The 15,026-nt window shown below is 59.9% G+C and carries 14 protein-coding genes; 9 read left to right on the top strand and 5 right to left on the bottom strand.

The annotated features are described in order from the left end of the window. Positions 1-4 precede the first annotated feature (4 nt). Positions 5-1,876, bottom strand: coding sequence for a tRNA uridine-5-carboxymethylaminomethyl(34) synthesis enzyme MnmG (gene mnmG / locus M3087_RS03985; RefSeq protein ID WP_022383368.1), 1,872 nt, complete (start codon positions 1,874-1,876; stop codon positions 5-7). 286 nt (positions 1,877-2,162) lie between these two features. Next, positions 2,163-2,627, bottom strand: a complete 465-nt coding sequence (locus M3087_RS03980) for a hypothetical protein (RefSeq protein ID WP_249093903.1) — start codon at positions 2,625-2,627, stop codon at positions 2,163-2,165. A 634-nt stretch (positions 2,628-3,261) separates the two neighbouring features. Here M3087_RS03980 and M3087_RS03975 point away from each other — a divergent pair. Then, a complete protein-coding gene (locus tag M3087_RS03975) occupies positions 3,262-3,789 on the top strand; it encodes an outer membrane beta-barrel protein (RefSeq protein ID WP_022383366.1) in 528 nt (175 codons plus the stop codon). A 149-nt stretch (positions 3,790-3,938) separates the two neighbouring features. Here M3087_RS03975 and M3087_RS03970 read toward each other — a convergent pair whose 3' ends face one another. Both M3087_RS03970 and M3087_RS03965 read right to left on the bottom strand, forming a co-directional pair. Continuing rightward, positions 3,939-4,883, bottom strand: a complete 945-nt coding sequence (locus M3087_RS03970; RefSeq protein WP_249093901.1) for a carbohydrate kinase family protein — start codon at positions 4,881-4,883, stop codon at positions 3,939-3,941. 110 nt (positions 4,884-4,993) lie between these two features. After that, on the bottom strand, positions 4,994-5,239 hold the full coding sequence (locus tag M3087_RS03965) for a hypothetical protein (RefSeq protein ID WP_249093899.1): 246 nt from the start codon (positions 5,237-5,239) through the stop codon (positions 4,994-4,996). A 241-nt stretch (positions 5,240-5,480) separates the two neighbouring features. Here M3087_RS03965 and M3087_RS03960 point away from each other — a divergent pair, with 241 nt between their 5' ends. From M3087_RS03960 to M3087_RS03925, 8 genes are all read left to right on the top strand, one after another. Then, positions 5,481-6,695, top strand: coding sequence for a BamA/TamA family outer membrane protein (locus M3087_RS03960; RefSeq protein WP_249093897.1), 1,215 nt, complete (start codon positions 5,481-5,483; stop codon positions 6,693-6,695). 51 nt (positions 6,696-6,746) lie between these two features. Next, positions 6,747-7,574 carry a 3'(2'),5'-bisphosphate nucleotidase CysQ gene (gene cysQ / locus M3087_RS03955; RefSeq protein WP_249094016.1) on the top strand — a complete coding sequence of 276 codons (828 nt, stop codon included), beginning with the start codon at positions 6,747-6,749 and terminating at the stop codon, positions 7,572-7,574. Positions 7,575-7,608: 34 nt separating this feature from the next. Beyond that, positions 7,609-9,168 carry an SLC13 family permease gene (locus M3087_RS03950; protein ID WP_106483854.1) on the top strand — a complete coding sequence of 520 codons (1,560 nt, stop codon included), beginning with the start codon at positions 7,609-7,611 and terminating at the stop codon, positions 9,166-9,168. Between the two features lie 60 nt (positions 9,169-9,228). Then, positions 9,229-9,807, top strand: coding sequence for an adenylyl-sulfate kinase (cysC, locus tag M3087_RS03945; RefSeq protein ID WP_249093895.1), 579 nt, complete (start codon positions 9,229-9,231; stop codon positions 9,805-9,807). A gap of 150 nt (positions 9,808-9,957) precedes the next feature. Continuing rightward, the gene (cysD, locus tag M3087_RS03940) at positions 9,958-10,872 is read left to right on the top strand and encodes a sulfate adenylyltransferase subunit CysD (RefSeq protein ID WP_022383360.1); all 915 of its coding nucleotides are present in this window, start codon (positions 9,958-9,960) and stop codon (positions 10,870-10,872) included. Between the two features lie 68 nt (positions 10,873-10,940). After that, positions 10,941-12,416, top strand: a complete 1,476-nt coding sequence (gene cysN / locus M3087_RS03935; protein ID WP_106483853.1) for a sulfate adenylyltransferase subunit CysN — start codon at positions 10,941-10,943, stop codon at positions 12,414-12,416. Positions 12,417-12,449: 33 nt separating this feature from the next. Then, positions 12,450-13,556 (top strand): sulfotransferase family protein, encoded by a 1,107-nt coding sequence (locus tag M3087_RS03930; RefSeq protein ID WP_022383358.1) that lies wholly within the window; start codon positions 12,450-12,452, stop codon positions 13,554-13,556. A gap of 121 nt (positions 13,557-13,677) precedes the next feature. Then, entirely contained in the window at positions 13,678-14,634 is a 957-nt protein-coding gene (locus tag M3087_RS03925; protein ID WP_022383357.1) for a PCMD domain-containing protein, read from the top strand. Here M3087_RS03925 and M3087_RS03920 read toward each other — a convergent pair. Then, positions 14,628-15,026: a PH domain-containing protein gene (locus tag M3087_RS03920; RefSeq protein ID WP_249093893.1), complete on the bottom strand. Its 399-nt coding sequence runs from the start codon at positions 15,024-15,026 to the stop codon at positions 14,628-14,630. The two genes, M3087_RS03925 and M3087_RS03920, sit on opposite strands and share 7 nt — an antisense overlap.

The following is a 15,026-nucleotide window of genomic DNA, read 5'->3' as shown; positions in this document are numbered from 1 at the left end:
ACTCTCACCGTCCCATCAGGACGAGCAGGACGTTGATGTCGCTGGGTGAGATGCCGGGGATACGTCCTGCCTGGGCAAGGGTCTCGGGGTCGATGCGCTGGAGCTTCTGACGTGCCTCCGTGGAGAGGGACTGGAGCGAGGCGTAGTCGAACTTGCCGCGGATTTTGATGCTCTCCAGTCGTTGCATCTTCTCGGCAATCATCCGCTCCCTGTCGATGTAGCCCTGGTACTTGATGCGCACCTCTGCGGCTTCGATGGTCTCGTCGCGCCGCTCTGTCACACTGTCGAGGCAACGCTTGAAGGCAGGGATGTGGGCGGAGATGTTCTCCAGCGTAATCTGGGGTCGGTTGATGAGGTCGACCAGCTTGCAACCGTGGCGCAGGGGCGTCGTTCCCAAGCTCTCCAAGGCGGGGTTGATGAGGTCCGCCTTGATGGAGTAGGTCTCGGTGAACTTCAGGATGCGCCCGATGTCCTCACGCTTCCGGCAGAGGCGGTCGTAGCGTTCGCGGGTGGCGAGCCCCAGCTGGTAGGCACGCTCCGTGAGACGCATGTCGGCGTCGTCCTGGCGGAGCAGGATGCGGTACTCTGCACGCGATGTGAACATCCGGTAGGGCTCGTCGACTCCCTTCGTCACCAGGTCGTCGATGAGCACGCCGATGTATGCCTCGTCACGGTGGAGCACGAACGGCTCGCCTCCGCCGCAGTTGATGGCGGCGTTGATGCCGGCGACGAGTCCTTGACCGGCGGCTTCCTCATAGCCCGTGGTGCCATTCACCTGACCGGCGAAGAAGAGGTTCTTCACGACCTTCGACTCCAGCGTATGCTTGAGCTGGGTGGGGTCGAAGAAGTCGTACTCGATGGCGTAGCCGGGGCGGTAGATGACCAGGTTGCGGAAGGCGGGGATGTGTTTGAGCGCTTCCACCTGGATGTCGATGGGGAGGGACGAGGAGAAGCCGTTGAGGTAAAGCTCTTCGGTGTTCTCGCCCTCGGGCTCGAGGAAGAGCTGGTGCTGCTCCTTGTCGGGAAAGGTCACAATCTTTGTCTCAATGCTCGGGCAGTAGCGCGGGCCGATGCTCTGGATTTGTCCGTTGTAGAGCGGGGAGTCGGGGAGTCCGTTGCGCAGCACGTCGTGCACCGCGGGGTTGGTGTAGCACGTCCAGCACTGCAGTTGTCTGAGTTTGCGCGGTTCGCTGATGAAGGAGAAGCTGTGGAAGTCGTTCTCGCCGTCCTGGGTGTCCATGAGGCTGAAGTCCACGCTGCGTCCGTCGATGCGCACCGGCGTACCGGTCTTCATGCGGGCGTAGCGGATGCCGTGCCGGGCGATGGACTCGGTGAGCAGGAGCGAGGCGGGTTCCGAGACACGTCCGCCGGGCAGCTTCACCCGTCCGAAGTGCATCAGCCCGTTGAGGAACGTGCCCGCCGTGAGCACGACAGCCTTGGCACGGATGGTCACGTCGAGCTGGGTGCGTACGCCGGTCACTTCGCCGTTGTCCACCAGCAGTTCGGTGACGGTGTCCTGCCAGATGTGCACGTTGTCCACACGGTCGAGCACCTCGCGCCATGCCCAGATGTATTTCCCCCGGTCGCACTGTGCGCGGGGACTCCACATGGCAGGGCCTTTCGACCGGTTCAACATGCGGAACTGGATGGCGGTGCGGTCGGTCACCAGTCCCATGTATCCGCCCAGGGCGTCGACTTCGCGGACGATTTGTCCTTTGGCGATGCCACCCACGGCGGGGTTGCAACTCATCTGGGCTACCTTGTTCATGTCCATCGTCACCATGCAGACACGCGCACCGAGGTTGGCAGCAGCGGTTGCCGCCTCACATCCGGCGTGTCCTGCGCCGATGACGACCACGTCGTAGTTTAATTCCATACTGTTCAAAAATGGTTAGGGAAGGGGTGTGCCGTCGGGTCTGCGGGTCAGTGCCGTCGGCAGTATGCGGTCACGCCCCTCGTGGGTTTGTTTCGTTTGGTTGCTGTTGGAGTATCAAGAGACTTTCTTCATCCACAGCCTGCAAAGTTAGGGAAATTTTCCTTTTTCCGTTTTGTTGCTCCCACGGTTTTATAGATAAATAAGGAGGCGCCCCTCCGGAAACAGACACGGTCTGCATGCCCCGTCGGCATACAGACCGTGTTCAGTTCTTTCTCTCCCGCAACGTTCAGTTCATCTCCTCGACCTGCCACTTCCGATGGTAGTGGTAGCAGACGAGGGACACCAGCATGAAGCAGGTGATGTAGACCCCGGTGCGTGTCGTGAAGTGCTCCCAGTAGGCGGCGCCGTAGAAGAAGGTCATCACGGCGAGTACGCGGTAGATGTACTTGAAGTACCGGGCGAAGTACGCCTTCCGGAAGGCGGGTGTCAGCAGGCGTTCATCCACGTCGGGGTATTGTGCGGCAAAGACGGCTTTCTGCGCCGTGTACTCCCTGCTGCCGTGGTGCCCGACGAAGAACCATGCGAGCGACCAGAGGGCGAGGAAGAAATACGCGGCGTTTCCGATTTCGTCGCCAAACAGGTGGAAGCTGATTCCTTTGCCGGTGCAGAGACTGTTGATGCCGACAAGGAGCAGGAGAAACAGGTTCCATAGCAACATGGCTACGAACCCACGCTTGAAGTGTACGTTCATGAGTGGTGGTGTTTGGTGGTTAAAGAAGCAGTCTGCCACAAAGATAATTTTTTAAGTTTCAGGACTGTCGGTCCCGGGGAGATAAATGTGGGGGCAGGCAGGCGGTTTTGCGTGGTTTAACACTTGACGGGTGCTCCGGCTTCCGGTTGTCATGTGGGGATGGCAGGGACTTTCCGTCCGTCAGCCGCCCCGTTTCGCTGGAACCGTGCCGGAGGCGTCCGACTGACAACTATTAAAATGTAAGCCGATTCAGCCATTTCACGGTCCGATTGTGACAAAATAGAACTGTATATGGGTTACAGATGTGCTACGGATGCGCCTGTATGCTGACAAAGTGTATTTCGCGAATCGCCTGAGAATGCGTTTTTTTCCGACCATCCGTCCATCGGGGCGCGATTTTTGAATTCTCAGCGCCTTTAGCTTCTAAAAAATCGACGGGGTTTGTTAAGGGGGCGGACGGGTTTGCTAATCTTTCCTAACGATTGGACCGGTGGATGGGATTCCTTGGACGGATGTGTATCTTTGTCCGCGTGTGAATGACTGACTTCGACCCGGAGCACAGGCCCTCGAAGCGAAAGAGGGTTCGGGACGTCCGACGGACCGCTTCGGGTTTAACCTATCAATCTATAATCGTATGAAGAAATCTTTGTTTATCGTCATCGCCCTGTTGGGACTGATGACTGAGGCTTGGGGACAAAAAGTCAAGCCTTTTGAGGTGGAACTCTCTGTGGGTACCACCTACGGACTGGAGAGTTACGCCGGACACCGGCGTCTGGGTCCTGCCTTCGCCCTCGAAGGACGTTACAACGTGAGCTTCCTCCCCATCGACTTCGGTGCTGAGTTCTATATGGGCAGCACCGTGCGCCATCCGGCTGAGGGCGACCTCGCCTGCCGGATAACCTCGTTCTCGCTCTTGGGCGACTACAATTTCATGCGCGGCAAGTCTGTCTCTCCCTTTGTGGGGATGGGACTCGGCGTAGCCGGCTGCAAGGAGATGCAGGGGTCCTACGGCGACGAGGGTACACGCTTCCTCTTCACGGCGCGGGCAGGCGTCGAGCTGATCCGCCACTGGCGGGTGACGGCGTACTCGCGTGCCTGCATGGAGGGGTACAACAACTTCGGCCTGTCCGTAGGCTATGTCTTCGGAGGGGGCAAGAAATAAACGTGCCAATCCGTATTTGACAATTCTCGTCCGGTGTTGACCAAAGCCCGGGAAGGTGGGAATGCAGGGGCGACCAGACCGGTCGCCTCTATAGTTACCGCCTTGTGGAACCCATGTCCTGCAAGGCGGTAATTGTTTGTTGTCAATCCTCAATTGCCAAAGGAAGCCCCTCTTTTCCGTTTCTCCGCAAAATCCAGGGAGACGGAGTTGCCCAGGTTGCGGCACGCCTCGGCAGAGAAGTCCATGCCGCTGCGGATGACGGCATCCCAGTCTGCCTCGGTCAGGCGGGGCAGGTCATCGCGCCGGATGCCCTCGCTCAACAGGCCGTAGACGATGCCGGCATTGAAGTTGTCGCCTGCGCCCACGGTGCTCACCGTCTCGACGGGAGGCACGGGGTAGGTCTTGCTGACCTGCTCGCTGTGCAGTGTCACGGCTTCCGGACCGGAGGTACAGATGAGCCGCGGGCAGTAGAACTTCACCTTGTCCGTGTAGATGCGGTCCGCGTCCGTGATGCCGAACATGTGGCGGAAGTCGTCTGTCGACCCACGGACGATGTCTGCCAGCTCGAAGTTCTCCAGGATGGTCGACGTCAGCTTGATGGCGTCGGAGGCGTGGGTCGAGCGGAAGTTGACGTCGTAGTAGAGCAGTGCGCCGTGCTCCCGGGCGTAGGTCAGGAACTCCAGCACCTTCGGACGCAGCACGGGGTTGAGCGCGAAGTAGGAGCCGAACATCACGATGTCATCCGGGGCTATCTCCGGAAAGACGACGTCGAGCCGCTGTGACGGATAGTCCTTGTAGAAGAGGTAGTCCGCGTCGTTGTGCTCGTCGAGGAAGGCGAGCGACAGGGGCGACTTGCCCTCGGGGAACACGTTGACGTGCGACGTCTCCACGCCGTTGGCACGCATGAAGTCGAGAATCGTGCGCCCCACACGGTCGTTGCCCGTCTCGCTGATGAAGTCCACGGGGACCCCCATGCGCCCCAGCGAGATGATGCCGTTGAACACCGAGCCGCCCGGCACCGCCGCCGTGGGCTGTCCGTCGCGGAACAATATGTCGAGAATCGTTTCTCCGATTCCAATCACTTTTCGTTTCATAGTCCTGATATGTCTTGATGATGAATTCTCACCTTATTATATAGTGCACGCCGCGCGTCCGGCTTTCCGTCGTCCGCAACCTGCCGTTGTGCAGGCTGTGTCCCGGTTGTTCAGCCGAAGAGGCGTTGTGTCTGCTTCAGCCGGCGGGAGGAGCGGGGGTGGCGTCCGACTTCCGTTTGAGAAAAAACACTACAAACTTTGTCCTTTTCCGCGTCCCGGCGCGTCCGTTTTTCTCCTTCCGCAGGTGGGAAGCTTCGTACGGACGTGTCCGCACCGTCGTACGGACGCGTCCGTACGCTCGTGGCGACGCGTCCGTACGAACGTACCGACAGGTGCTCACGGAAACCTTGATACACAGATGGTTACAAAGGCGCCTTTTGAGCCCCTTCCGGCGGGGTATACGGACGGTTCCGTCCGTTCGCAAAAATACACATAAAAGCGGATTGGCGCACACTCGCGGATGCGGAAATTGGGTGCTGAAAACTCAACCAAAGCTTTCAGTTTTGATATTTTAAAGCTATATAACCATTCGTTATTAGTTTCTTTAACAGAAAGCAACTACTTTTGCCCTTCAAACACACACACAATGACGAGCTTATGAACAAGCGACTGCTGAGTATCTGTTTCTGCCTGGGCTGCCTGTTGCCGACGTTTGCACAGACGGACGCCCCCCTGCCTGCCGACAGCGCCGGTGAGGGACTTTCGCGCAAGGAGGCACGCGCCCTGAGGCGTCAGCGTGTGGCAAAGCGCAACCTGCACTACAACATCATGGGCGGTCCCGGCTACACGCCGGACTTCGGGGTGGTGCTTGGCGCCACGGCACTGATGACCTTCCGCACGGACCCTGCCGACACGCTCCTGCAACGGTCGGTCGTCCCCCTGACGATGGCATACATGTTCAAGGGGAGCGGGGTGAACCTCATGGTCCGTCCGCAGCTCTTCTTCCGCGGAGATCGCTTCCGCATCTTCGGCACCTTCAGCTGGAAGAACACGGTGGAGAACTACTACGGCGTGGGATACGTGACGAACAAGCGGACGGAGCGCGGCGAGGCTACCACCGAATACTCCTACAGCGGCTTCCAGCTCAACCCGCAGTTCCTCTTCCGGGTGGGAGAGAGCGACTTCTTCGTCGGTCCGCAGTTCGATGTCAACTACGACGACATCAGCAGCGCAGCCGCCGGGATAGTCGCCGACGCCTCCTACGTGGCGGACGGGGGCAAGCCGGGCAGCTACCACAAGCTCAGCTCCGGTCTGGGCTTCGTGGTGTCCTATGACACGCGGGACGTGCCCTCGAATGCCTACAGGGGGCTGTATCTCGACGTGCGCGGCATGGCGTACACCCGCGCCTTCGGAAGTGACAACAACTTCTATCAGCTGAAGCTCGACTACCGGCAGTACCGCCCGATGGGCGAGCGCCGGGTGCTGACGTGGACCGTGCAGTCAAACAATGTCTTCGGCACCGTCCCGCTGCTGAAGTACGCCCTCACGGGCACTCCCTTCGACCTGCGAGGATACTACATGGGACAGTTCCGCGACAAGAGCGCTCATCTGGCACTTGCCGAATGGCGTCAGATGATTAACACCGACCGGACGACCTGGGTGAAACGCATGCTCCACCACGTGGGCTACGCCGTGTGGGGTGGGGCAGGCTTCATGGGCCCGCGCCCGACGAGGGTCGAAGGCGTGCTGCCCAACCTCGGTGTGGGTCTGCGCATCGAGATTCAGCCGCGAATGAACCTGCGCCTGGACTTCGGGCGCGACATGGTCAACCGCCAGAACCTGTTTTACCTGAACATGACCGAGGCGTTCTGAGCCTGCCGACACCGGCGGACGGACGCCCGACAACGATACAACGAAAGACAACTGAGTATGGAACTACTTTATACAGCCATTGAGGCAGCCTTGAAGGCGGGAAGGGAGATTCTCGCCATCTATGAAGACCCGAACGCCGATTTCCACGTGGAACGTAAGGCGGACAATTCCCCGTTGACCATCGCCGACCGACGCTCGCACGACGTCATCGCGGCGGCACTGGCATCCACCCCTTATCCCGTCCTGAGTGAAGAGGGGCGCGACATCCCCTACAGCGAGCGGAGCGCCTGGCACACCCTGTGGATCGTGGACCCGCTGGACGGCACGAAGGAGTTCATCAAGCGTAACGGCGAGTTCACCGTGAACATCGCGCTGGTGACCGACGGGGTGCCTGTCGCGGGAGTCATCTACGTCCCTACGCGCCGTGAACTCTACTTCGCCGACCAGGCGAACGGAGCGTACAAGATGCCCGACATCGCCTCGCTCGAAGGCATCCGCGACCTCGACACCCTGCGCGGGCGTTCGCTGCGGCTGCCCTATTCGGAGTTGCACCCGCGCTACGTCGTGGTGGCATCGTCGTCGCACGCGAATGCCGAGACGACCGCCTACATCGACTCCCTGCGCAGCACCCGTCCCGACCTGGAGCTGGTCAGCATCGGCAGCTCGCTCAAGCTCTGCCTGGTCGCCGAGGGCAAGGCGGACGTCTATCCGCGCTTCGCACCCACCATGGAGTGGGACACGGCGGCGGGGCATGCCATCGTCCGTGCCGCCGGAGGAGAGGTCTGGCAGTGGGAGACGAAGGAGCCCGTGCGTTATAACAAGGAGGACCTGCTCAACCCCTGGTTCATCGTTTCCCGGAACAGCCGGACGACACGTTGACCGGGGAGTCCGGATTATTCAGACAAGATAAGCTATGAATTTCGAGATTCTATTCGTATTGCTGGGGCTGGTCTGCATGCTCGTGGCACTGATACTGGACAAGATGCGTCCCGGAATCGTGCTGCTGAGCGTCGTCGTGGTATTCATGGCGGCAGGCATCATCTCGCCCAGCCAGATGGTGGCAGGATTCAGCAACCGCGGCATGATTACCGTGGCGCTGCTCTTCCTCGTGAGCGAAGGCATCCGACAGAGCGGTGCGCTGAGCGCGGTGGTGAAGAAGCTGCTCCCCTCCCGGGGAACGTCGGTTGCCCGGGCACAGCTGCGCATCCTGCCCGTGGTGAGCGCCTTTTCGGCGTTCCTGAACAACACCCCCGTGGTGGTCATCTTCGCGCCCATCCTGAAGCATTGGGCGAAGCGTGTGGGACTGTCGTGCACGAAGTTCCTCATCCCGCTGTCGTACGCCACCATCCTGGGTGGTCTCTGCACCCTCATCGGGACATCGACCAACCTGGTCGTGCACGGCATGATGCTCGACCGTGGCTTCGAGGGGCTGAAGATGTTCGACCTTGCCTACATAGGCATCCCCATCACGGTAGTGGGACTGCTCTACATTCTGTTCGTGTCGAAACGGCTGTTGCCCGCCGACCGTCCCGACAACTTCGAGGACGAGGAGGCTGAGGTCGCCGAGGACAACGGGCAGCACGTGGTCGAGGTCGTGCTGGCGTCGCGCTTTCCGGGGCTGAAGCGGAAGCTGAAGAACTTCGACTTCAAGCGCCGCTACGGTGCCGAGGTGAAGGAGATCCGGCAGAATGGCCAGGTGCTCACCGAGAACCTGGGAGAGGTCCGTCTCCAGGAGGGCGATACGCTGGTTCTGCTGGCGGACAGTGCCTTCACACGGACGTGGGGCGACTCGTCGGTCTTTCTGATGATGACCAACGGACAGGAAATCCCCTCCACACCGGTCCCGGCGTGGAAGAAGTGGACCGCCTTCACGCTGCTCATCCTCATGATTGTGGGGGCGACCGTGGGCGAGCTGCCCTACATGCAGGAACACTTCCCGGGTGTGAAGATGGACATGTTCTTTTTCGCCTCCGTCACGGCTGTGGCGATGGCGTGGCTGAAGATATTCCCGCCGAAGAAGTACACCAAGTACATCAGCTGGGACATCCTCATCACCATCGCCTGCGCCTTTGCCATCAGCTCGGCGATGGAAGAATCGGGACTGGCGGCACTCATCGCCACCTTCATCCAGGACGTAGCCGGGTCGCTGGGTGCCTGGGGTGCGCTGGCGTTGCTCTATCTGGTGACGCTGCTCATCACCGAGCTGGTGACCAACAATGCCGCTGCCGCGCTGGCGTTTCCGCTGGCACTGGAGACCGCGACGAAGTTCGGGGCGGACCCGATGCCGTTCTTCATTGCCATCTGCATTGCCGCCTCGGCAGGATTCGCCACCCCCATCGGCTATCAGACGAACCTCATCGTGCAGGGCGCCGGTAACTACAAGTTCACCGACTTCGTGAAGATAGGCCTGCCGCTGGACTTCATCGTGATGGTCGTCTCCGTGGGGCTCATCCCGCTGATATGGCCCTTCTGAGCCTCCGTCCGCCGGGACATGGACTGAACAGACTAGAAACTCAAAAACAGATAAACCGACATGAACATTTACCCCATATTCGACCGTATGCTCACCCGCGCCGACAAGGAACAGCTGCTCGGGCAGCGGGGCATGATGATCTGGTTCACCGGACTGAGCGGTTCGGGCAAGAGCACCATCGCTATCGCCCTGGAACGTGAGCTGCAGCGCCGCCGTCTGCTCTGCCGCATCCTCGACGGCGACAACATCCGCTCGGGCATCAACAGCAACCTCGGCTTCTCGCCTGAAGACCGGGTCGAGAACATCCGCCGCATCGCCGAGGTCGGCAAGCTCTTTGTTGACACCGGCATCATCACCCTGGCAGCTTTCATCAGCCCGACGAACGAGCTGCGCCGCATGGCAGCGCGCATCATCGGCGAGCAGGACTTTTATGAGGTCTACGTCAGCACCCCGCTGGAGGAGTGCGAACGGCGCGACGTGAAGGGACTCTACGCCAAGGCACGCCGCGGCGAAATCCGCGACTTCACGGGCATCTCCGCTCCCTTCGAGGTCCCCGAGCATCCGGCGCTGAGCCTCGACACCTCGCAGCTCACCGTCGAAGAGTCGGTGAACCGCATCCTGAAACTGATCAATGTCTGACGACGGGGGCTTCCGCCTGTCCTCCCCACACCGCTGCCGGCGCCGTGCCCTGTGCACCCGGACGGCGGAAGAAGGCGCGCAGGAAGCATCCGTCCGCTAAAAATATCAATTGCCGACGACTGCCGGTCCGAGGCAAAGAAGTTTGATTCTATGGAAAAAGAGACCTACAAACTCAGTCACCTGAAGGAACTCGAAGCCGAGTCCATCCACATCATCCGTGAGGTGGCGGCAGAGTTCGAGAATCCCGTGATGCTCTACAGCATTGGCAAGGATTCGTCTGTCATGGTGCGCCTGGCGGAGAAAGCCTTTGCGCCGGGCAAAGTCCCCTTCCCGTTGATGCACATCGACTCGAAGTGGAAGTTCAAGGAGATGATACAGTTCCGCGATGAGTATGCGCGGAAGTATGGCTGGAACCTCATCGTGGAGAGCAACATGGAAGCCTTCCGCGCCGGGGTGGGCCCGTTCACCCACGGCAGCAAGGTACACACCGACCTGATGAAGACCCAGGCGCTGCTCCATGCCCTCGATAAGTACAAGTTCGACGCCGCTTTCGGCGGTGCACGCCGCGACGAGGAGAAGTCGCGTGCCAAGGAGCGCATCTTCTCCTTCCGCAACCAGTTCCACCAGTGGGACCCGAAGAACCAGCGTCCCGAGTTGTGGGACATCTACAACGCCCGCATCCGCAAGGGAGAGAGCATCCGTGTGTTCCCCCTGAGCAACTGGACCGAGCTGGACATCTGGCAGTACATCCGCCTGGAGCAGATTCCCATTGTGCCCCTCTACTTCGCCAAGGTGCGTCCGGTGGTGAACATCGACGGGCAGCTCATCATGCCCGATGACGACCGGCTGCCGGAGAAGTACCGCGACAAGATCGAGTACAAGAAGATACGTTTCCGCACCCTCGGTTGCTGGCCGCTCACCGGCGCCATCGAGAGCGAGGCGGACACCATCGAGAAAATCGTGGAGGAGATGATGACCACTACCAAGAGCGAACGCACCACTCGTGTCATCGACTTCGACCAGGAGGCGAGCATGGAGGAAAAGAAACGCGAGGGATACTTCTGACAGCGGGGTGCCCGGGCATCCGCCTGCATGGCTTTCCACGGGCATCCGTCTAAAACAACATCAAAGCTATGGATACAGAACAGAACAACAATAAATTGTCAATTGAAGAGTTCCTTCGGCGGGACGAGGAGAAGGACCTTCTCCGTTTTCTCACCGCAGGCTCGGTCGATGACGGCAAGTCGACCCTGATAGGCCGGCTGCTGTTTGACAGCAAGAAAATCTACGAAGACCAGCTCGACGCGCTGGAGCGGGACAGCAAGCGCATGGGCAATGCCGGCGACCACATAGACTACGCCCTGCTGCTCGACGGACTGAAGGCAGAGCGCGAGCAGGGCATCACCATCGACGTGGCATACCGCTACTTCTCGACCAACAAGCGGAAATTCATCATTGCCGACACGCCGGGGCACGAACAGTACACGCGCAACATGATTACCGGCGGCTCGACGGCCAACCTTGCCGTCATCCTCGTCGACGCACGCACGGGAGTCATCACGCAGACGCGTCGCCACTCCTACCTGGTCTCGCTGCTCGGCATCAAGCATGTCGTACTGGCGGTGAACAAGATGGATCTGGTCGGCTTCTCAAAGGAGGTGTTCGACCGCATCGTGGCGGACTATCATGACTTCATCGACCCGCTGGGCATTCCCGACGTGCAGTGCATCCCCCTCTCGGCACTCGACGGCGACAACGTCGTGGAGCACTCCGACCGTACGCCCTGGTACGAAGGACCGTCGCTGCTGGAGTTCCTCGAAACGGTGCACATTGCCAACGACCATAACCTGACGGACTTCCGTTACCCCGTGCAGTACGTGCTCCGTCCGAACCTCGACTTCCGCGGCTTCTGTGCCAAGGTGGCATCGGGCGTGGTGCGCAAGGGCGACCCCGTGGTGGCATTGCCTTCAGGCAAGACGTCGCGCGTGAAGAGCATCGTGACCTATGACGGCGAGCTGGATTACGCCTTCCCGCCACAGTGTGTCACGCTGACGCTCGAAGACGAAATCGACGTGTCGCGCGGCGAGATGCTTGTTCACCCCGACAACCTCCCTCTCGTGGGACGCAACTTCGAGGCGATGCTCGTCTGGATGGATGAGGAACGCATGGACACCGACAAGTCGTTCTTCCTCAAGCAGACGACGAACACCAGCCGCTGCCGCGTCGACAGCATCAAGTACAAGGTCGACGTGAACACGATGGAGCAGCTCTCACTGGAAAACGGACGGCTGACCGCCGACACGCTGCCGATGGAGCTGAACCAGATTGCCCGCGTCGTGCTCACCACGTCGAAGGAGCTGTTCTTCGACCCTTACGTGAAGAACAAGGCGACCGGTTCGTTCATCCTCATCGACCCCATCACGAACAACACCAGTGCCGTGGGCATGATTATCGACCGCGTCGAGGACAAGGACATGCATACCACCGAGGAGCTGCCCGTGCTCGACCTGACCCGTCTCGGCATCGGTCCCGAACATGACGAAGCCATCGCCCGCGCTGTCAAGGAGCTGGAGCGGCAGGGCATCGGCATCAAGGTTGTGCGGAGCTAACCTTCATGTTTCACCTTTCATCGTTCATTCACTATGGGCTTACTGGAATTTAACAAACTACCTATCAATACGCTCGTGGGCGCCGACTGGAAGACCTTCGGCGACATCACCCGCGGACGCACCATAGACCCTGCATACCGGGGCAAGTACAGACTGACGAAAGCCGTGTGCCGGTTGCTTTCGCCACTCGCATCCATCCAGGACCGGCGCTACGCGAAGCTGTTGGCGGACCGCCCGCTGGAGCATGACCCGGTATTTATCCTCGGTCACTGGCGCAGTGGGACGACCTTCATGCACAACGTCTTCTCCTGCGACAAGCACTTTGGCTACAACACGACCTATCAGACCGTCTTCCCGCACCTGATGATGTGGGGGCAGCCTTTCTTCAAGAAGAACATGAGCTGGCTCATGCCCGACAAGCGTCCGACGGACAACATGGAGCTTGCCGTCGACCTGCCGCAGGAGGAGGAGTTCGCCCTGGCGAACATGATGCCCTACACCTATTATAACTTCTGGTTCCTGCCCCGTCACATGGAGGAGTATGCCGACCGCTACCTCCTCTTCGACAAGGTCACGCCCGAGGAACTGCGCGTATTCGAGGAAACCTTCACGAAGCTCATCAAGATTTCTCTGTGGAACACCGGCGGGTCGCAGTTCCTCAGCAAGAACCCGCCCCATACGGGACGTGTTCGCGAGCTGGTGAAGATGTTCCCCAATGCCAAGTTCATCTACCTCATGCGCAACCCCTACACCGTGTTCGAATCGACGCGAAGCTTCTTCACCAACACCATCCAGCCGCTGAAGTTGCAGGACATCACTCCTGCCGAGCTGGAGGCAAACATCCTCGACATTTACGCCAAGCTCTATCACAAGTATGAGGCAGACAAGGCGTGCATCCCCGCAGGCAACCTCGTGGAGGTCCGCTTCGAGGATTACGAGACCGATGCCTACGGTATGACCGAAGACATCTACCGCCGCCTGTCGCTCCCCGGATGGGAGGAGGCACGCGACGACATCGCCCGCTACGTAGGCAAGAAGAAAGGCTACAAGAAGAACAAGTATGCGTACGACGAACGGACCGTCCGCCTCGTACAGGAACATTGGGGCTTCGCCCTGGAGGACTGGAAGTACGAGCTATAACCCACGGCTTCTCCCGGGCCCTTCCCCGACGGGAGGACCTGAGGAGCAGACCTGTTTACTGATTGACAGACCGGACGCACGGACCGTGCGTCCCTACAACTAGACAAACGAAAGAATGCACATGCGAATCATCCCAACTCTTGCGCTGGTTGCCCTCCTGGGCAGTTCGACACTCGTCCGGGCACAGCAACGGGAAGAGCCGCTTCCCTTCGGCAACATGGACCAATGGGTCAAGCGCGAAATCAAAGAGTCCGCCATCATCGGTGGCGAGTTGAAGAATATCTATGCCGTAGGACCTACGAGCACCATCAAGGGCGAAGTGCCCTACAAGCCGACCGGCGGTTCCCCTTGGGCGACATCGAACGTCATGGCCAAGGTCGTCGGCATCGTCAAGACCAACTCATCGGTCTTCCCCGAGGCACGTGGTAACGGTTACTGTGCCCGTCTGGATACCCACATGGAGAGTGTGAAGGTGTTCGGTCTGGTGGACATTACCGTCCTGGCTGCCGGCTCGCTCTTCCTGGGCGAGGTCCACGAACCCATCAAGAGTACCAAGAACCCCAACGGGCTGCTCCTCATGGGTATCCCCTTTAGCAAGCGGCCCACAGCGCTCCGGTTCGACTACAAGGTGCGCATTGCGGACGCACCGCAGCGCATCCGTGCCACGGGATTCAGCCGCACGGGCAAGGTTGCCGGCAAGGACCATGCCGCCGTCGTCTGCCTGCTCCAGAAACGCTGGGAGGACGCCGAGGGTAATGTCTACGCCAAGCGTGTGGGCACCTTTGCCATCCAGTACAGCCAAAGCACCGACTGGCACAACGCCGCCACCTACAACATCCTCTACGGCGACATCACGCACAACCCCGCCTACCGTGCCGAATGGATGAAGCTCAACGCCTACGAGTACAACACGGTCAATAGCCACGGGAAGAGCGTCCGTATCCAGGAAGTGGGATGGGCTGCCCCCGACGAGACGCCCACTCACCTTGTACTCCAGTTCGCTTCGAGCCACGGCGGTGCGTACATCGGTTCGCCCGGGAACTCCCTGTGGGTGGACAACGTGAAGCTGGTCTACTGAGCCTTTCTCCGGCGCGTCACTTCCGCGATGAACTCTTCCTCCTTCACCGGCATCACTGCCACATGCTTCTCCTCGCCGTAGACCAGCAGCAGGTAGGAGTACAGGCTCTTGCCGGCGATGCGCATGCGTCGGCAACGCTCGATGCGCCGCAGGCTCTTCAGCGGAATGACACGCGGACGGGAGAAGCGTCCGTAACTCACGATGAGCCGTCCGTCGCCCGTCAGGGTGTACGTGGTGTGGATGATGCGCTCCACGACGACTACGAGCAGGACCAGAGTGATGGCGGCACAGACGCCCATGTGGTGCCAGAACGAGAGACAGGTGCCTGCGGTAAGCAGCACCAGGAAGAGGTACATCGAGAAGTGGATGCGGGCGTGAAATATCTTGTCCAT

The sequence above is a fragment of the Mediterranea sp. ET5 genome (assembly GCF_023337025.1).
Lineage (GTDB): Bacteria > Bacteroidota > Bacteroidia > Bacteroidales > Bacteroidaceae > Phocaeicola_A.
Note: the sequence above shows the minus strand (reverse complement) of the source record. Positions and strands in the feature narration are given on the sequence as shown.